The following is a 17,540-nucleotide window of genomic DNA, read 5'->3' as shown; positions in this document are numbered from 1 at the left end:
AGAAAAAATGAACATCTATGATCAACTACAAGCTGTAGAAGACCGTTATGAAGAATTAGGAGAATTGCTGAGTGACCCAGATGTGGTCTCTGACACCAAGCGTTTCATGGAGCTTTCAAAAGAAGAAGCTTCAAGCCGTGATACGGTGACGGCTTACCGAGAATACAAACAAGTCCTTCAAAACATCGTTGATGCTGAAGAGATGATTAAGGAATCAGGCGGAGATGCGGATTTGGAAGAAATGGCCAAGCAAGAACTCAAAGATGCCAAGGCTGAAAAAGAAGAATACGAAGAAAAACTAAAAATCTTGCTCCTTCCTAAAGATCCAAACGATGACAAGAATATCATCCTAGAAATCCGTGGAGCAGCTGGTGGTGATGAAGCAGCACTTTTCGCTGGAGACCTTTTAACCATGTACCAAAAGTATGCTGAAGCCCAAGGCTGGCGCTTTGAAGTCATGGAAGCTTCTATGAATGGTGTCGGTGGGTTTAAAGAAGTGGTTGCCATGGTTTCAGGTCAGTCAGTCTACTCTAAACTCAAGTACGAATCAGGTGCCCACCGTGTGCAACGTGTCCCTGTGACAGAAAGTCAAGGCCGTGTTCATACTTCGACAGCGACAGTGCTTGTTATGCCTGAAGTTGAAGAGGTTGAATATGATATTGATCCAAAAGACCTTCGTGTTGACATCTATCACGCCTCTGGTGCTGGTGGACAGAACGTCAATAAGGTTGCGACAGCAGTTCGTATCGTTCACTTGCCAACCAATATCAAGGTTGAGATGCAGGAAGAACGTACTCAGCAGAAGAACCGTGAGAAAGCCATGAAAATCATCCGTGCGCGTGTTGCTGATCACTTTGCTCAGATTGCACAAGACGAACAAGACGCTGAGCGTAAGTCAACAATCGGTACTGGTGACCGTTCAGAACGGATTCGTACTTATAACTTCCCACAAAACCGTGTCACAGACCACCGTATCGGCTTAACTCTCCAAAAACTAGATACCATCTTGTCTGGTAAATTGGATGAAGTTGTGGACGCCTTGGTGCTCTATGACCAAACACAGAAATTAGAAGAATTAAACAAATAATGAAATTAGCTCAATTATTTTCAGATTTTGAAGAAGAGTTGATAAGACAAGGAGAGGAAGCAGAAAGCCTCTCTTTTGTCTATCGTAGCCTGAAAAATCTTTCTTTTACAGATTTCGTTTTTGCCCTACAGCAAGAAGTGACAAAAGAGGAAGAATTATTTGTAGAAGAGATTTACCACAAATTAGCAGCTCATAAACCAGCCCAGTACATCATCGGTCATGCAGATTTTTATGGCATGCAGTTAAAAGTTGATGAGCGGGTTTTGATTCCTCGTCCAGAGACAGAGGAGTTAGTGGAGATTATTCTGGATGAAAATCATGAAGAAAATCTTTCGGTTCTTGATATTGGAACAGGAAGTGGAGCCATTGCCCTTGCATTAGCAAAAGCTAGACCAGATTGGTCAGTGACAGCAGCAGATATTTCTCAAGATGCTTTAGATTTAGCTAGCGAAAATGCTAAAAATCAAAATCTTCAAATATTTTTAAAAAAATCTGACTGTTTTACAGAAATTTCTGAAAAATATGATATAATTGTTTCCAATCCACCCTATATCTCTCGTGAAGATGAGTCAGAGGTCGGTTTGAATGTTTTGCATTCGGAACCTCACCTAGCTCTCTTTGCAGACGAGGATGGCCTAGCTATTTACCGTAGGATTGCGGAAGATGCAAAGGACTATCTCAAAGATGGTGGTAAGATTTACCTTGAAATTGGATACAAGCAAGGTCAAAGTGTTCCTGAGCTTTTTAGGAAATACCTTCCTGAAAAAAGAGTACGAACACTCAAGGACCAATTTGGTCAAGATAGGATGGTTGTAGTTGATGATAAACAAGATTAGACAAGAATTAGAAAAGGGAGGGGCTGTTGTTCTGCCTACTGAGACAGTTTACGGTCTTTTTGCCAAGGCTCTAGACGAAAAAGCAGTTGATCATGTATACCAGTTCAAACGTCGTCCAAGAGCTAAGGCGCTTAACCTCAATATCGCCTCTCTAGAGGACATCTTGCACTTTTCTAAGAATCAGCCAACTTATCTACAAAAACTTGTAGAGACCTTTTTACCAGGTCCCTTAACCATTATTCTCGAAGCTAATGACCGAGTTCCCTATTGGGTCAATTCTGGTCTTGCAACTGTTGGATTTCGGATGCCTAGTCATCCCGTTACCCTTGATTTGATTCGAGAGGCAGGTCCTCTGATTGGACCGTCTGCCAATATCTCAGGTCAGGTAAGTGGAGTGAGCTTTAATCAAATTCTAGAGGATTTTGACCAAGAGGTTCTGGGGCTGGAAGACGATGCTTTTCTAACTGGACAGGATTCGACTATTTTGGATTTGTCTGGAGACAAGGTGAAAATCTTACGCCAAGGGGCCATTAAGCGAGAAGATATTCTTGCTCGGTTGCCAGAGATTTCTTTTGAGGAGGAATGAGATGCTAAGAGATTTGCAAGAAACAGATATAAATGCTATATGCGAGATTAACCAAGAGGCTTTGGGTTATTCTTTTAGTCCAGGGGAAACGGCTAGTCAACTTGCTAGACTGTCTCAGGATTCCCATCATTTTATACTTGGCTATGAGGATGCAGCTAGTCATGCCTTACTTGGATATGTCCACGCTGAGGTTTATGAATCCCTTTATTCTAAAGCAGGATTTAACATCTTAGGCTTAGCAGTTTCACCTCAAGTACAAGGTCAAGGTATTGGTAAAAGCTTACTACAAGGGTTGGAACAAGAAGCAAAAAGACGCGGTTATGGGTTTATCCGCTTGAACTCTGCCGATCATCGTCTGGGTGCTCATGCATTTTATGAAAAAGTTGGTTATACTTGTGATAAAGTGCAGAAACGGTTTATTCGCATCTTTTAGTTTATTTTCTTGTTGTAAAACAAACTAAAGGACCAGTCACACTATAAAGGAGAAGACCTATGATTTTTGACAAAGATGATTTTAAAGCATATGATGCTGATCTCTGGAATGCTATTTCCAAAGAAGAAGAACGCCAACAAAACAACATTGAGTTGATTGCTTCGGAAAACGTGGTTTCCAAGGCAGTTATGGCAGCTCAAGGGTCTATCTTGACGAATAAATACGCCGAAGGCTACCCTGGACGCCGTTATTATGGTGGAACTGATGTGGTAGACGTGGTAGAGACTCTAGCCATTGAACGCGCAAAAGAAATTTTCGGTGCTAAATTTGCCAATGTCCAACCACACTCAGGAAGTCAAGCTAACTGTGCAGCTTACATGGCCTTGATTGAGCCTGGTGATACCGTTATGGGGATGGATTTGGCAGCAGGTGGTCACTTGACTCACGGAGCTCCTGTCAGCTTCTCTGGTCAAACCTACAACTTTGTTTCTTATAGTGTGGATCCTGAGACCGAACTCTTGGACTTTGATGCTATTTTGAAACAAGCCCAAGAAGTAAAACCAAAACTGATTGTAGCAGGTGCTTCAGCCTATTCTCAAATTATCGACTTTTCAAAATTCCGTGAAATTGCTGATGCTGTTGGTGCGAAGCTTATGGTGGATATGGCCCATATCGCTGGTTTGGTTGCAGCTGGTCTTCACCCAAGCCCAGTGCCATACGCTCATATCACTACAACAACGACCCACAAAACCCTTCGTGGACCTCGTGGTGGTTTGATTTTGACCAATGATGAAGACTTAGCTAAGAAAATCAATTCAGCTATTTTCCCTGGTATTCAGGGTGGTCCTCTGGAGCACGTTGTGGCGGCTAAAGCTGTTTCCTTCAAAGAAGTTTTGGATCCAGCCTTCAAGGAATATGCTGCCAATGTCATCAAGAACAGCAAGGCTATGGCAGATGTCTTCTTGCAAGACCCTGATTTTCGTATCATTTCTGGAGGGACTGAAAACCATCTCTTCCTTGTTGATGTGACTAAGGTTGTAGAAAACGGAAAAGTTGCTCAAAACTTGCTGGATGAAGTCAATATTACCCTAAATAAAAACTCAATCCCATACGAAACCTTGTCGCCATTCAAGACAAGTGGGATTCGTATTGGATCTGCGGCCATTACTGCACGTGGATTTGGTGAAGAAGAAAGTCGCAAAGTGGCTGAACTAATCATTAAAACCCTTAAAAATGCAGAAAATGAAGCTGTCTTAGAAGAAGTGAGAAGTGCAGTTAAAGAATTGACAGATGCCTTCCCATTATACGAGGACTAAAACTTTTATGGACATTTATATTAAGAAAGCCATTATCCATCAGTTTAGCCCGGATGATACCGAGCTATTTCTAGCGGATAAGTTTCTCAATATCACTCCAAAAATCGAAGAATACCTGCGCAAGAAAATTGAACGTGTGTATTCAGATGAAGCCAAGACTGGGATTTTCGAAGAAGAAAATCCCTTCTTCAATCACATCACAGACGATTTGTTGGAGACTTCGGTAACACTGGCTAATCTCTGGAAAGAAGAGTTCAGTATTTCAGAAAATCTCAAGACTAATGACTTGATTTTTGTGCAATTTTCTAAAGAAGGTGTAGAACATTTCGCTTTCTTACGAATTGCCCTGCGGGAGACCTTGACCCACCTCGGTGGAGAAGTTGATAATCCAATCAAGCTAACTCAAAATAACTTGCCTGGATTTGGAACAGGGGCTGATGAGGCCTTGGTGGTCAATCTTCAGAGTCGCAAGTACCATCTGATTGAAAAACGAATCAAGTACAACGGGACTTTTTTGAACTATTTTTCAGATAATCTTCTTGCTGTCGCTCCTAAGATTTCTCCTAAGAAATCTATCAAGGAGCTGGAAAAAACGGCCCAGAGAATTGCTGAGACTTTTAACACAGATGATTTTCAATTTCAATCTAAGGTCAAATCAGCCATTTTCAACAACCTAGAAGAAAGCAATGAATTGTCACCAGAAAAATTGGCCAATGACCTTTTTGATAACAATCTGACGGCTCGTTTGAGCTTTATTGATCAAGTCAAGGAAGCTGTACCAGAACCTGTTCAATTTGATGAAATTGATGCCAGTCGCCAATTAAAGAAATTTGAAAACCAAAAACTCTCCTTGTCAAATGGAATTGAGCTCATCGTTCCCAATAACGTCTATCAAGACGCCGAGTCTGTTGAGTTTATCCAAAATGATAATGGAACCTACTCTATCTTAATCAAAAATATCGAGGATATCCAAAGTAAATAATGTTTAAACGAATTCGAAGAGTGCTTGTACTAGCAGTCTTCCTTTTTGCTGGCTATAAAGCTTACCGCGTTCACCAAGATGTCAAGCAAGTCATGACCTATCAACCCATGGTGCGAGAAATTTTGAGTGAAAAAGACACCCCAGCAAACGAAGAGCTTGTGCTCGCTATGATTTATACCGAAACAAAAGGAAAAGAAGGTGATGTTATGCAGTCTAGTGAGTCTGCAAGTGGTTCCACCAATACCATCAATGATAATGTCTCTAGCATTCGGCAAGGCGTTCAAACTCTGACAGATAATCTCTATCTGGCCCAGAAGAAGGGGGTGGATGTCTGGACGGCTGTTCAAGCCTATAATTTTGGACCTGCCTATATCGATTTTATCGCCCAAAATGGCAAGGAAAACACCCTAGCACTGGCCAAACAATACTCTCGTGAGACGGTTGCTCCCTTGCTTGGCAATACCACTGGAAAGACTTATAGTTATATTCACCCCATTTCCATTTTTCACGGTGCTGAACTCTATGTAAATGGAGGAAACTATTATTATTCTAGACAGGTGCAACTCAACCTTTACATCATCAAAACTTTTACTCTCTTTTCAACATCTGGCTAGCCCAGGTGTTTTTGTTATAAGTTTTCTTTAAGATAGATATATTACTCTAGAAAGGTAAAGGAGGAAATTCCCTATGAGAAAGAAACTTTTTCTGACCAGTGCTGCGGTCTTGTGGGCAGTAACAGCTATGAATAGCGCCCATGCAGCAACTGATGTTCAAAAAGTCATTGATGAAACCTATGTCCAACCTGAATATGTCCTAGGTTCATCATTGTCTGAAGATCAAAAAAATCAAACCCTTAAAAAACTAGGCTACAATGCCTCAACAGACACCAAAGAACTCAAGACCATGACACCTGATGTCTATTCTAAGATTATGAATGTGGCCAATGACTCTAGCTTACAATTGTATTCATCAGCCAAGATTCAAAAGTTAGGTGACAAATCACCACTTGAGGTCAAGATTGAAACACCAGAAAACATCACTAAGGTGACGCAGGATATGTACCGAAATGCAGCAGTAACCTTGGGTGTGGAACACGCCAAAATCACTGTAGCAGCACCCATTCCAGTAACAGGTGAGAGTGCCTTAGCCGGGATTTATTATTCGCTAGAAGCTAATGGAGCCAAGGTGCCGCAAGCCAATAAAGATTTGGCTCAAGAAGAGCTAAAGGCTTTGTCAGATATCAATGCTGAAAACAAGGACAAAACTGGCTATGATGCTAATAAATTAAACGTTGCCCTAGCCGATATCAAGTCAGGACTCGCCAAAGCTAAAGAAAGTAAGGGAAATCTGACAGAGGAAGATGTCCGTAAAATCGTTGAAGATACCTTAAAAAATTACAAACTTGATCAGATTATAACAGGAAACCAGATCAATATCATCATCAATTTTGCTTTAAATCTCTCAAAAAGTGATATCCTCAGCAATGCAGATTTCACTAAAACCTTGAATGACCTTAAACAAAGTATTGTTTCACAAGCTGGCGACAGTTTTAAAAATATCAACCTTAACTTTGATGCGGATAAGGCGATAGAGGACGGCGGGAACTTTTTAAGCTCCCTCTGGCAAGCCATTGTCAACTTCTTCAAGAGTTTTGGTTCTTAAGAAATTTCATGGTATAATAGATGGTAACAGTAACGTTGCCGTCTTTTTTGTCGGCCAATAGAAAGAGAAGAGAATGTTAAAGAAAAATGATATTGTAGAAGTTGAAATTATTGATTTGACTCATGAAGGTGCAGGAGTTGCCAAGGTGGATGGTTTGGTATTTTTTGTTGAGAATGCTTTACCGAGTGAAAAAATCCTCATGCGAGTTCTCAAGGTTAATAAAAAGATTGGTTTCGGAAAAGTAGAAGAATACCTTGTCCAATCACCACACCGTAATCAAGATCTAGATTTGGCTTACCTGCGTTCAGGAATCGCTGATTTAGGTCATCTTGCCTATCCAGAACAGCTCAAATTTAAAACCAAGCAAGTCAAGGACAGTCTCTACAAGATTGCTGGAATTGCAGATGTAGAAGTTACTGAAACGCTAGGTATGGAACATCCAGTTAAGTATCGTAACAAGGCGCAGGTGCCTGTTCGTCGAGTAAATGGTATTTTGGAAACTGGATTTTTCCGTAAGAATTCCCACGACCTCATGCCACTGGAAGATTTCTTTATACAAGATCCTGTAATTGACGAGGTAGTAGTAGCCCTACGCGACTTGCTCCGCCGTTATGATTTGAAACCTTATGATGAAAAGGAACAAGCTGGCTTGATTCGGAATCTTGTGGTGCGTCGTGGTCACTACTCAGGACAAATCATGGTTATTTTGGTGACAACTCGTCCTAAAATTTTCCGAGTGGAGCAATTGATTGAACAACTAATCAAGCAGTTCCCAGAGATTGTGTCTGTTATGCAAAATATCAACGACCAAAATACTAATGCAATTTTTGGTAAGGAATGGCGCACCCTTTATGGGCAGGACTTTATCACTGACCAGATGTTGGGAAATGACTACCAAATCGCTGGACCAGCTTTTTACCAAGTCAATACTGAAATGGCGGAGAAGCTCTATCAAACAGCCATTGAGTTTGCAGCATTAAAATCAGATGATGTGGTTATTGATGCCTACTCTGGTATCGGGACGATTGGTCTCTCTGTTGCGAAACACGTCAAAGAAGTCTATGGTGTTGAAGTGATTCCAGAAGCGGTTGAGAATAGCAAGAAGAATGCCCAACTGAACAATATTTCAAACGCCCACTATGTCTGTGACACAGCTGAAAATGCTATGAAAAATTGGCTTAAAGAAGGGATTCAGCCAACCGTTATCTTGGTTGATCCTCCACGCAAGGGCTTAACCGAAAGCTTTATCAAGGCAAGTAGTCAAACAGGAGCAGACCGCATCGCATATATCTCATGTAATGTTGCAACCATGGCGCGTGATATTAAACTCTACCAAGAGCTAGGCTATGAATTGAAGAAAGTCCAGCCAGTGGACTTGTTTCCGCAAACGCATCATGTCGAGTGTGTAAGTTTGTTAGAGAAACGTAGTTAATCCTCAAAAGGTTCCCCAAACCTTTTGAGTCCCGCAGACGCATTATGTTGAGTGTGTTGCTCTGCTCGTTAAAGCTTAGAAACCTTGGAATGAATCAATAAGGAAGATAAAATGACAGAAATTGAAAAAAAGGATTTGAAAAATTATCTTTGTTTTACATTTGGAATTACTTATATAGCTTGGGGGCTTCTTACTATATTTACACAATTTAATATTTTGGGATTAGAGACGTTTATTGGGAGAACATTACATATAGTTGGTGCACTTGGCCCAGCTATTGCAAGTGGATCTTATTTGAAAAGTAAAAATATAAAATTTAAACATTTTTTATTTAATAAGAGAGAAAATAGTAGTATTTATTTCATTATTCATATGTTAGCAATTTTGATACTATTTTCTATATCTTCCTTAGAATTAAATGGAGTGTCAATTTATCTGATGCCACTATTCTTTATACAACTAATTTTTTTTGGTGGTGGACATGAAGAATTAGGATGGAGAGGAATATTACAACCGTTACTTGATAAAAAATATACTTATTGGCAATCTAATTTGATTGTAGGATCCATTTGGGGAATTTGGCATCTGCCTTTATGGTTTATAGTTGGAGAAAGTCATCAAGGATTTTCTTTTATTTTATTTTTTATATATACATTATTTTTAAGTTTTGTTTTAGGCCTTCTTTACCGTCAAACGAAATCTGTGGGCTACTGTATTCTCTTTCATGCGTTCGCAAATTTGTTAAATCTCTATTTTGTATTAAAAATTAATGTTATTTTTATTATTATTTTTGTTGGTTATTTAATTTATACTATATTGGCTAGTAATAGAATTAGTAAGGAAAAAGATTTTAAATTATAGAATGGATGTCGTTTCTTTTGGAAGTGGTAATAATCTTTCCGTTCCACAATATCATTTAAAAATAATTTTCATTGCCTTTTGTTTACTAGTATAAAAGTAAAATATCATCACATGCCGAATGTGTAAGTTTGTTAGAGAAACGTAGCTAATCCTCAAAACAATGAAACTAAAACCCCATTATTTTGAGATGACAACCTAAATTGGTTTTAAGGAGGTAAAATATTGATAGAAAACGGACCTGATTTTAATAAAATTACATCCTTTTATGAGTTCAATAAATACTATTGGTATCGGGATGAACTTTCAGACATATGCAAGTCATTAGGACTTGAATATAGAGGTACTAAACAAGAACTCAATCATATTATTGAGCAGTACTTTAAGGGGAATTTGATTAAAAAATCATCAATAAAAAGGAAAAAGAAACAAGTAGAAGTCGTCACCTTAAATACGCCCTTACTTGAATGTGGATTCTCCTTTAACTCACACTTTAGAGAATATTTCGCAACTTTAACAGAGGTTTCACCGTTTAAATTTACTGCTGATATGGCGACTGCTTGGAGAAAAGTAAAAAAGGAACACGATTTGAATTTTACAATCCAAGATATGCTAAAAGTTTATTATGGAAATTCAGATTATGCCAAGTATGATCATTCAGTTTGTCAATGGAATCAATTTTTAAAGGATTTCTGTGCAGACGAAAATAGTCGTAACTACTCAAACAAGTTAAAAGTTGCATCTATTCTTTGGGAAGAAGTTAGAAATTCAAGTAATGAAAAAATTTATTCAAAAAATCTTTTGACTGAATATACTGATAAAATAAAAGAGTATGGTAAGTAGAAACGCCTTCTCACTTGGTGGCAGAGGCAGCTTATGGTATTCCTTATTGGATAAAGGAAAAGGCCTATTCTTACTTGGATGAACACTTAAAGGATGTAGTTATACGATGGGAAAATAGAATAAAAGCGTATTAATCTCCAGTACGTCAGATTTCTCTTTTCTATATTTTCATTGTATAATAGGGGTACATTTAGTTTCATATAATGAAATATAAAGATTTCTAACGAAGATTAAGGAGAAAATCAATGAAAAAAGCAATGGTAATTATCAACCCTACTTCTGGTGGCGAGAAGGCTTTGGATTACAAAGATAAGCTGGAAAATAAAGCAAAAGAATACTTTGAGCACGTGGAAACCAAAATTACTGAAAAAGCACTGGATGCAACACATTTTGCTGAAGAGGCTTCACGTGAGCAGTACGATGCAGTGGTTGTGTTCGGTGGAGATGGGACTGTCAATGAAGTCATTTCGGGTATTGCTGAGAGAGACTACATTCCTAAGTTAGGGATTATCCCAGGCGGTACGGGTAACCTCATTACAAAACTGTTGGAAATCAATCAAGACATCGATGGCGCAATTGATGAACTGGATTTCAACTTAACCAACAAGATTGATATCGGTAAAGCAAATGACAATTATTTTGGTTATATCTTTAGTATCGGTTCTTTGCCTGAGGCGATTCACAATGTGGAGATTGAGGACAAGACAAAATTTGGTATTTTAGCCTATGCTGTTAATACCATGAAGTCTGTCATGACAGATCAGGTCTTTAACATTAAGGTGGAGACAGAAAATGGAAATTATGTTGGTGAAGCGAGCCATGTTTTGGTTCTCTTGACAAATTACTTCGCTGATAAGAAAATCTTTGAAGAAAACAAAGACGGCTATGCTAATATTTTGATTCTGAAAGATGCTTCAATATTTTCCAAATTATCAGTCATTCCTGATTTATTGAAAGGCGATGTTGTCGCAAATGATAATATCGAGTATATCAAAGCGCGTAATATTAAGATATCTTCAGATAGTGAATTGGAGTCAGATGTTGACGGCGATAAATCGGATAACCTACCTGTAGAAATCAAAGTCCTAGCTCAGCGAGTAGAAGTATTTTCAAAACCGAAAGAGTAGAAGGTAAAAATTAGTTTATTATTCACAACGAAATTAAGTTCTATATCAACGATTGGAGGAGGAATGAATTCTCTATTTGATGAATTTCGAACAATTTGTTCTCATTTAAACCAAGTCGGAATCACTCCGACGCTCATGGGGTCTTTGGGGTTTGAATACCGATCAAATGAAGAATGGGAGCCGTCTGACATTGACATTCATGTGCCTGGTGACCCTAGAGGTTGGGAAGCACCTGATCATCTCAGAATTTATGAGTGGGACAAGATAATGAAAGTGATGAAACACTTAGACTATGCCTTAATAGATATTCATGAGCATGAATTCAAAAAAGATGGTCTGAGTGTTGAATTCGGAAGTATCGATTCTTTACCTGATTTTGCAGGAGTTTCGGAATCGGATATAGAGTTGATTCATCTCGAAAACATCACTTTTCGCATTCCAAATCTAGAACAGTTTTTAAGTATTTACAAGGCTTCTTCCCAAGATTCTTATCGAAATGAGCACAATAACAATAAGGATTTTAAAAAAATTGAGTGGCTGGAAAGACATTTGTAAATCATCATTTGAAAAGTAGCAAGTTGTAAGATTGGCTGCTTTTTTATTTATAGAACTAAACCACTCGAAACTATGGACAAACCTTGCAAATAAAATACGAAAGTAGTATACTAGATTAACAATTGTGAAAACGTTTGCGTTGTATACGGATGAAAGTAAACTAGGAGACAAATACAGTGGAATTAACAGCCATTTACCACAGACCAGAGTCGGAGTATGCCTATCTTTATAAGGATAAGAAACTTCATATTCGGATTCGAACTAAGAAAGGGGACATCGAAAGCATCAACTTGTATTATGGTGACCCTTTTATCTTTATGGAGGAATTTTATCAGGATACAAAGGAAATGTCCAAGATAACTTCTGACGCCTTATTTGACTATTGGCAGGTTGAAGTGTCAGTTGACTTTGCACGTATCCAGTATCTCTTTGAACTCACGGATACAGAAGGTCAAAGTATTTTGCATGGCGATAAAGGGTGTGTGGAAAATTCTCTAGAAAATCTTCATGCTATTGGAAATGGATTTAAGTTGCCTTATATACATGAGATTGATGCATGCCTAGTTCCTGCCTGGGTTTCAGATACGGTATGGTATCAGATATTTCCTGAGCGGTTTGCCAATGGAAATGCTCTATTAAACCCAGAAGGGACTTTAGACTGGGATTCATCTGTCACACCAAAGAGTGATGATTTCTTTGGTGGTGATTTACAGGGGATTATAGACCATCTGGATTATTTGCAAGACTTGGGCATTACTGGACTTTATCTTTGTCCGATTTTTGAATCTACTAGCAATCATAAGTACAATACGACAGATTACTTTGAAATTGACCGTCATTTTGGAGATAAGGAGACATTTCGGGAGCTGGTCGAGCAAGCGCATCAGCGAGGTATGAAAATCATGCTGGATGCGGTATTTAATCATATTGGTTCGCAATCTCCTCAATGGCAAGATATTGCCAAAAATGGTAAACAGTCTGCTTATAGGGATTGGTTCCATATTCAACAATTCCCAGTGACAACTGAAAAGCTAGCCAATAAGAGAGATTTACCCTATCATGCTTTTGGTTTCGAGAACTATATGCCTAAGCTAAATACTGCCAATCCAGAGGTCAAGGACTATCTTTTAATGGTTGCGACTTATTGGATTGAAGAGTTTGATATTGATGCTTGGCGTTTGGATGTAGCTAATGAGATTGACCATCAGTTCTGGAAGGATTTTCGAAAGGAAGTTTTAGCTAAAAAGCCTGATCTTTATATTTTAGGAGAAGTCTGGCATACGGCTCAGCCTTGGCTAAATGGAGATGAGTTCCATGCGGTCATGAATTATCCTTTATCTGATAGCATCAAGCACTATTTCTTACGAGGTGTTAAGAAGACAGACCAGTTCATCAATGAAATCAATGGCCAATCTATGTATTACAAACAGCAGATTTCAGAGGTTATGTTTAATCTCTTGGATTCTCATGATACAGAACGAATCTTGTGGACGGCCAATGAGGATGTTCAACTGGTTAAATCAGCTCTAGCCTTTCTCTTTTTACAAAAAGGAACACCCTGCATCTATTATGGAACCGAGCTAGCCTTGACTGGCGGTCCAGACCCAGATTGTCGTCGTTGTATGCCTTGGGAGCGTGCCTCAAGTGACAATGATATGCTGAATTTCATGAAGAATCTAATCAAAATTCGCAAACACGTATTATCAACTATTCAGAATGGTAAGTATAGTCTAAAAGAAATCAAACAAAATGTAGTTGCCTTGGAATGGAAATACGAAGACCATGTTCTTAAAGCCGTCTTTAACCAATCAAAAGAAGATTATATTGTAGAGAAAGAAACCGTAGCACTAGGAAGCAATTGCCAAGAATCGGAGAATCAGCTTGTGATTTCTCCAAAAGGATTTGTGATTTTTCATTAAAGAGCAATTATGAGCGACAGGAAAGTTGTAGTATAGAGAAGATTTTACAAACAGACTATTTGTCGTCTTTCTACAATTGGTATATAATTTAAGGTAAAGAAAATAGGAGGATTTATCGAATGGAATTAAAAGATTTTACAGAAAAAGAACAGGAAATGATTAAGAAGGGACTTACGACGTCTAAGATTAGTGACAAGGAAACTGCTGAGAAGATTCTTGCGCTAGTACCACAAGACTTGATTAAGCGAATTCCGTTTTTTGTCAGAAAACATGCTACGACACGTACGATTAAACGCATTTCAATTGAACACCCTGAACTCTACGCTGCAGCTCAAACAAGTGGTGAAATTCCAGAAAAAGAACGCGAAGAATTGCGTCAGATTATCACAACTATCTTTGAACAAAAGATGAATAAGCATAGTATTAAGTAGAGAATGAAAAAATATTTTATTGGCGGTTTGGGAAGCAATGTCTATCATAGCAAGGATTTTCTTCAAGAACTAGATTCGCAGGTTTACTTTCTAAATCCATATAAAAAGCATCTTCGAGATAAAACAGAATTGAAATCATGGTTTAAAAATGAGATTGTAGAGGAGGAATCTATCTGTCTGATAGGGCATTCTCTTGGAGGAGATTTATCTCGTTATCTCGCATCGGAATTTCAAGAAGTGAAGAAACTGATTCTTTTGGATGGTGGCTATCTAGATTTAGATAAGATTTTAACTTTAGATGCGGAATTAGAGGAAACTAAAAACTATATCGAATCTCAAGTCGTTTCAGACTTAGCTCTTCTTATTTCTAAAGAGAAATCTGAAGCAAAGTATTGGTCAGAAAATATGGAGGAAGCTGTAAGACAGTCTTATCACTGGAATGCGGAGTATAATAGATATGAGTTAGCTATAAATTATGAAAATATAGAAGCGATACTCAGCCTACGAAGAAAAATCCAAGCTTTTAAGAGAGAGGTGGGAGATACTTTGTTTATCAGTCCTCGCTATCCTAATGAAGCTACATGGAGAGAGGAAGCCTTAAAAGAATTGCCAGATTATTTTGATACTATTATTCTAGAAAACGTTAGCCATGAGCTTTATACTGAAGCACCCAAAGAAATCGCTAGTATGATTAATGAGTGGTTCTCTTATTCTTCTTTATGAGGTAGTGATTGAATAGTGATAATTAATATAGAATCAAAGTCTACCTAGACTCAACAAAAACGAACAGGCTCTTTTTCTGTCATTCAGAAGAGAGCTTGTTCGTTTTGTCTTTTTATCTTTTAAAACACGCGATAAACATAGGGATTTTCTGGTTTATCGACTTTGGTAAAGCTGTCGATTTCCAAGGTTGGGAGGTTTTGTTTGAGTTCTTTATGGTAGTGATTGACCAGTTTTCCTTTGGCTGTAATCCAGGTGTTATTTTCATACTGACGGGTATTTCCTTTTGTCAACAAGCCATACACACCAGAGTCTGCGATACAGTGAATAATGCCAAAGCGGAATAAAAATTGACTATTAGCATGACTGGGGTCGTTATAGACAAAGCCTGTGAACTGGACTGTCTTACCCTCAAACTCATCTGGATAGTCGTAGATGGCTTCCATGACCTCCATATAGTTTTCATTAGTGATCTGAATGCTATCTTGGGACAAGTATTTATCCGCCGCCGTTCGCATTTCCTTTTCATAGGCTGTTTTTGAGAAATAAGAACTGGTATCAGGTTTCAAATATTGGCTTGTCGTCCCTTCAATCGTCTGAATGGCTTGATCCGTGCCTTCTGATAAGGGGAAATGATAGCCTTTGGCAGAAACAGTCTGAGAATCCAAGCTAACAGTTGGAAAAGTTAAACCAACGATAATCGGAATGGCCAGAAGAGCAATACTCGTTACCTTCGCTAATCGGCTGTTCAGATGACTGTGGGTTTTGACTTGCTTCATCCAAATATACAATTGAACAATTGCCAAGATAAAAGAAAGTACCATGGAGATATAGGCCAGATAGGAATAGTGCATGTTGATGTACTGGTTTAATTTGCCTGACAGATGGAGATAAATGGTCAGTTCAAAATAGCCAGCTAAAACTAAAAATCGAATCATAGGATGACTCCAATCAAGAGAGAATACACTAAGACGACGAGAGTCACAATCGTAATGAAGTGACTGATAAATCGTGCTTTCAAGTAATTTTTCATCATGAGAATATTTTTAATATCCAGCATTGGGCCAATGACGAGAAAGGCCAGAACTGGTGCCAAACCAAAACTCGAGAGAAGAGAAGCTCCGATAAAGGCATCCGCCTCACTGCAGAGAGAGAGAAGAAAGGCTAAAAGCATCAAAAGCAGAATGGCAAAAATAGGGGTTGCACTGATAGAGGTCAGAATCCGAGTTGGAACGTAGACCTGTATCACAGAAGCAAAGAGACAGCCAAATACTAAATAACGCCCTGTATCAAAAAATTCATCTATAGCTTGCACAAAGACCTGAAAAACTTTTTTTGCAGGACTCAAATGGGAAAAATCGTGCTCATGACAGACCAAACGATTTTCTTTTTGAATCGGTTCTTGCCAGAAGAATCCTAGAAAAATCCCAAGTATCACAGCTACAAGAATGGAACCCAGAGCTCGCAATAGGGCGATATGGAAGGAGTTGCCAAAGGCAGAATAAGTCGCAAAGAGAACAATGGGATTGATAACAGGTGCTGTCACAAGAAAGGGAACGGCTGTGTAACTGGGAACCTTTTTTTCCAGAAAACGATTGATAATAGGGACGATTCCACATTCACAAGAGGGGAAAAGTATCCCGACAAAGGTTCCAAAAAAGATTCTCCCCCAACGATTTCGAGGGAGAAAATGATAAACCTTGTCAGGTGTGATATAAACCTCAATCAGCCCCGAAACAATACTTCCAATCAGAACGAAGGGGAGAGCTTCAATGATAATGGAGAGAAAAATGGCTCCAGTCTGAAGCACACTAGATGGGAGTTGTTGGAAAGCAGTCATCTAGTTTTTCTTTTCTGCTTTGGCTTTTTTCTCTTTGTCATCAGGGAAAGTGACTTGTTTCAAATCAGGGAGTTTCGCAAACTCTTCAAACATCTTGTCCAAGTCGTCTCGTTTTGTAAATTTTACAGCCATAGGTGTACCTCGATTCTAAATTCTACCTCTATTATACTATTATTTTGAGGAAATTGGATTATTTTGATAATCACAGATGCAAAAATAGGTAAGGCAAAACAAGATTTGTTCCTTATGGTATAATATCCATACCTCTGATACTTTTTTTGAGCAGTTAGCCAAACTTTTTATACAGCAATATACCCATTTGATGATTGATTTCTACTGTGGTGTTAATTTCATAAAGTTCAGTGTATTTGATGAACTACTCAAAATTTATTACCGCAAAATCAATAACGCCGTTTTTAACGGTTAGATTGTTAATAAACACTGGTAAGTTGATTGCTGGTAGGTATCCCACAACTTCGGTGCAGCCCCATTCTGGTATCAATACCCAAAGGTTTTGTGGGTTGATTGCTACTTTCAAAGATTTTACTTCATCTGAATATTCAAGCAGACAAGTGCATCTTAGGAATTTTATCGTTACTCGAATCATGAAACATCTCAAAGTTTTTCTCATCAACTTGCTTCCAATCTAACTTAAAATTATTAAAAGAATATAGCTTGCTTCTATCTCTAGTTTTTTTAAGAAATTGGGAGTCGGTAAGTAACAAGAAGATTGTGAGAACCGACTCAAAATATGCTATAATAGAGTCAGAAAAATTTGAAAAACCCGAAGGGTACCCTTCCTTTATTATATTCATAATAAAGGAATCCTATCAGTCCTTCGCTAAATTATAACTGAAAGGTAAACTTTATATGAAACAAGAACTGGAACAGCTTCTGGCACAAAATGACACCT

General features: G+C 38.4%; 20 protein-coding genes and 1 pseudogene. 17 read left to right on the top strand and 4 right to left on the bottom strand.

The window, feature by feature from the left end; all coding sequences use genetic code 11:
- Positions 1–7 precede the first annotated feature (7 nt).
- The 17 genes and pseudogenes from prfA to GEZ84_RS04600 all read left to right on the top strand — a co-directional run bounded on the left by prfA (position 8) and on the right by GEZ84_RS04600 (position 14,790).
- Positions 8–1,087 (top strand): peptide chain release factor 1, encoded by a 1,080-nt coding sequence (gene prfA, locus GEZ84_RS04680; RefSeq protein ID WP_001028807.1) that lies wholly within the window; start codon positions 8–10, stop codon positions 1,085–1,087.
- Positions 1,087–1,923, top strand: a complete 837-nt coding sequence (prmC, locus tag GEZ84_RS04675) for a peptide chain release factor N(5)-glutamine methyltransferase (RefSeq protein ID WP_153223667.1) — start codon at positions 1,087–1,089, stop codon at positions 1,921–1,923. Before prfA ends, prmC begins: the two co-directional genes overlap by 1 nt.
- Positions 1,907–2,509, top strand: coding sequence for an L-threonylcarbamoyladenylate synthase (locus GEZ84_RS04670; RefSeq protein WP_153223666.1), 603 nt, complete (start codon positions 1,907–1,909; stop codon positions 2,507–2,509). The genes prmC and GEZ84_RS04670 overlap by 17 nt, the downstream gene beginning before the upstream one ends.
- Before the next feature lies 1 nt (position 2,510).
- The gene (locus GEZ84_RS04665) at positions 2,511–2,942 is read left to right on the top strand and encodes a GNAT family N-acetyltransferase (protein ID WP_153223665.1); all 432 of its coding nucleotides are present in this window, start codon (positions 2,511–2,513) and stop codon (positions 2,940–2,942) included.
- Between the two features lie 59 nt (positions 2,943–3,001).
- The gene (gene glyA, locus GEZ84_RS04660; protein ID WP_153223664.1) at positions 3,002–4,258 is read left to right on the top strand and encodes a serine hydroxymethyltransferase; all 1,257 of its coding nucleotides are present in this window, start codon (positions 3,002–3,004) and stop codon (positions 4,256–4,258) included.
- 7 nt (positions 4,259–4,265) lie between these two features.
- Entirely contained in the window at positions 4,266–5,240 is a 975-nt protein-coding gene (locus tag GEZ84_RS04655) for a nucleoid-associated protein (RefSeq protein WP_049495770.1), read from the top strand.
- A complete protein-coding gene (pmp23, locus tag GEZ84_RS04650) occupies positions 5,240–5,854 on the top strand; it encodes a cell wall hydrolase Pmp23 (RefSeq protein ID WP_153223663.1) in 615 nt (204 codons plus the stop codon). The genes GEZ84_RS04655 and pmp23 overlap by 1 nt, the downstream gene beginning before the upstream one ends.
- Positions 5,855–5,927: 73 nt before the next feature.
- A complete protein-coding gene (locus GEZ84_RS04645; protein ID WP_153223662.1) occupies positions 5,928–6,902 on the top strand; it encodes a DUF1002 domain-containing protein in 975 nt (324 codons plus the stop codon).
- A 73-nt stretch (positions 6,903–6,975) separates the two neighbouring features.
- Positions 6,976–8,334 carry a 23S rRNA (uracil(1939)-C(5))-methyltransferase RlmD gene (gene rlmD / locus GEZ84_RS04640; RefSeq protein ID WP_153223661.1) on the top strand — a complete coding sequence of 453 codons (1,359 nt, stop codon included), beginning with the start codon at positions 6,976–6,978 and terminating at the stop codon, positions 8,332–8,334.
- A 111-nt stretch (positions 8,335–8,445) separates the two neighbouring features.
- Positions 8,446–9,195: a CPBP family intramembrane glutamic endopeptidase gene (locus GEZ84_RS04635; protein ID WP_153223660.1), complete on the top strand. Its 750-nt coding sequence runs from the start codon at positions 8,446–8,448 to the stop codon at positions 9,193–9,195.
- Between the two features lie 222 nt (positions 9,196–9,417).
- The gene (locus tag GEZ84_RS04630; protein WP_153223659.1) at positions 9,418–10,035 is read left to right on the top strand and encodes an SAP domain-containing protein; all 618 of its coding nucleotides are present in this window, start codon (positions 9,418–9,420) and stop codon (positions 10,033–10,035) included.
- Between the two features lie 17 nt (positions 10,036–10,052).
- Positions 10,053–10,169, top strand: a pseudogene (locus GEZ84_RS04625) (hydrolase); the annotation flags it as partial.
- A 111-nt stretch (positions 10,170–10,280) separates the two neighbouring features.
- Positions 10,281–11,162: a diacylglycerol/lipid kinase family protein gene (locus GEZ84_RS04620; RefSeq protein WP_153223658.1), complete on the top strand. Its 882-nt coding sequence runs from the start codon at positions 10,281–10,283 to the stop codon at positions 11,160–11,162.
- 63 nt (positions 11,163–11,225) lie between these two features.
- Positions 11,226–11,717 (top strand): phosphoribosylanthranilate isomerase, encoded by a 492-nt coding sequence (locus GEZ84_RS04615; protein ID WP_153223657.1) that lies wholly within the window; start codon positions 11,226–11,228, stop codon positions 11,715–11,717.
- Positions 11,718–11,893: 176 nt separating this feature from the next.
- On the top strand, positions 11,894–13,636 hold the full coding sequence (locus GEZ84_RS04610; protein WP_319946420.1) for a glycoside hydrolase family 13 protein: 1,743 nt from the start codon (positions 11,894–11,896) through the stop codon (positions 13,634–13,636).
- Between the two features lie 119 nt (positions 13,637–13,755).
- Positions 13,756–14,067 (top strand): hypothetical protein, encoded by a 312-nt coding sequence (locus GEZ84_RS04605; RefSeq protein ID WP_000420556.1) that lies wholly within the window; start codon positions 13,756–13,758, stop codon positions 14,065–14,067.
- Between the two features lie 3 nt (positions 14,068–14,070).
- Positions 14,071–14,790, top strand: a complete 720-nt coding sequence (locus GEZ84_RS04600; protein WP_153223656.1) for an alpha/beta fold hydrolase — start codon at positions 14,071–14,073, stop codon at positions 14,788–14,790.
- A gap of 119 nt (positions 14,791–14,909) precedes the next feature.
- On the opposite strand, the gene GEZ84_RS04595 is transcribed toward GEZ84_RS04600, so the two are convergent.
- From GEZ84_RS04595 to GEZ84_RS04580, 4 genes are all read right to left on the bottom strand, one after another.
- Positions 14,910–15,725, bottom strand: coding sequence for a TIGR03943 family putative permease subunit (locus GEZ84_RS04595; protein ID WP_049524576.1), 816 nt, complete (start codon positions 15,723–15,725; stop codon positions 14,910–14,912).
- Complete coding sequence (locus GEZ84_RS04590) at positions 15,722–16,627, bottom strand: permease (protein ID WP_153223655.1); 906 nt, start codon at positions 16,625–16,627, stop codon at positions 15,722–15,724. The genes GEZ84_RS04595 and GEZ84_RS04590 overlap by 4 nt, the downstream gene beginning before the upstream one ends.
- The gene (locus tag GEZ84_RS11020) at positions 16,628–16,759 is read right to left on the bottom strand and encodes an SPJ_0845 family protein (protein WP_000268685.1); all 132 of its coding nucleotides are present in this window, start codon (positions 16,757–16,759) and stop codon (positions 16,628–16,630) included.
- 244 nt (positions 16,760–17,003) lie between these two features.
- A complete protein-coding gene (locus GEZ84_RS04580; protein WP_194252028.1) occupies positions 17,004–17,234 on the bottom strand; it encodes a hypothetical protein in 231 nt (76 codons plus the stop codon).
- Between the last annotated feature and the right edge of the window lie 306 nt (positions 17,235–17,540).

Source organism: Streptococcus mitis (assembly GCF_009496155.1).
Taxonomy (GTDB): domain Bacteria; phylum Bacillota; class Bacilli; order Lactobacillales; family Streptococcaceae; genus Streptococcus; species Streptococcus mitis_BQ.
Note: the sequence above shows the minus strand (reverse complement) of the source record. Positions and strands in the feature narration are given on the sequence as shown.

What these genes read in the sequence shown, in the direction of transcription:
- GEZ84_RS04605 (WP_000420556.1), top strand. Translation starts at nt 13,756, where the DNA reads ATGGAATTAAAAGATTTTACAGAAAAAGAACAGGAAATGATTAAGAAG.
- prmC (WP_153223667.1), top strand. Translation starts at nt 1,087, where the DNA reads ATGAAATTAGCTCAATTATTTTCAGATTTTGAAGAAGAGTTGATAAGA.
- GEZ84_RS04655 (WP_049495770.1), top strand. Translation starts at nt 4,266, where the DNA reads ATGGACATTTATATTAAGAAAGCCATTATCCATCAGTTTAGCCCGGAT.
- GEZ84_RS04635 (WP_153223660.1), top strand. Translation starts at nt 8,446, where the DNA reads ATGACAGAAATTGAAAAAAAGGATTTGAAAAATTATCTTTGTTTTACA.
- GEZ84_RS04620 (WP_153223658.1), top strand. Translation starts at nt 10,281, where the DNA reads ATGAAAAAAGCAATGGTAATTATCAACCCTACTTCTGGTGGCGAGAAG.
- GEZ84_RS11020 (WP_000268685.1), bottom strand. Translation starts at nt 16,759, where the DNA reads ATGGCTGTAAAATTTACAAAACGAGACGACTTGGACAAGATGTTTGAA.
- GEZ84_RS04600 (WP_153223656.1), top strand. Translation starts at nt 14,071, where the DNA reads ATGAAAAAATATTTTATTGGCGGTTTGGGAAGCAATGTCTATCATAGC.
- GEZ84_RS04645 (WP_153223662.1), top strand. Translation starts at nt 5,928, where the DNA reads ATGAGAAAGAAACTTTTTCTGACCAGTGCTGCGGTCTTGTGGGCAGTA.
- pmp23 (WP_153223663.1), top strand. Translation starts at nt 5,240, where the DNA reads ATGTTTAAACGAATTCGAAGAGTGCTTGTACTAGCAGTCTTCCTTTTT.
- GEZ84_RS04615 (WP_153223657.1), top strand. Translation starts at nt 11,226, where the DNA reads ATGAATTCTCTATTTGATGAATTTCGAACAATTTGTTCTCATTTAAAC.
- GEZ84_RS04595 (WP_049524576.1), bottom strand. Translation starts at nt 15,725, where the DNA reads ATGATTCGATTTTTAGTTTTAGCTGGCTATTTTGAACTGACCATTTAT.
- prfA (WP_001028807.1), top strand. Translation starts at nt 8, where the DNA reads ATGAACATCTATGATCAACTACAAGCTGTAGAAGACCGTTATGAAGAA.
- GEZ84_RS04670 (WP_153223666.1), top strand. Translation starts at nt 1,907, where the DNA reads ATGATAAACAAGATTAGACAAGAATTAGAAAAGGGAGGGGCTGTTGTT.
- GEZ84_RS04580 (WP_194252028.1), bottom strand. Translation starts at nt 17,234, where the DNA reads ATGATTCGAGTAACGATAAAATTCCTAAGATGCACTTGTCTGCTTGAA.
- rlmD (WP_153223661.1), top strand. Translation starts at nt 6,976, where the DNA reads ATGTTAAAGAAAAATGATATTGTAGAAGTTGAAATTATTGATTTGACT.
- glyA (WP_153223664.1), top strand. Translation starts at nt 3,002, where the DNA reads ATGATTTTTGACAAAGATGATTTTAAAGCATATGATGCTGATCTCTGG.
- GEZ84_RS04590 (WP_153223655.1), bottom strand. Translation starts at nt 16,627, where the DNA reads ATGACTGCTTTCCAACAACTCCCATCTAGTGTGCTTCAGACTGGAGCC.
- GEZ84_RS04665 (WP_153223665.1), top strand. Translation starts at nt 2,511, where the DNA reads ATGCTAAGAGATTTGCAAGAAACAGATATAAATGCTATATGCGAGATT.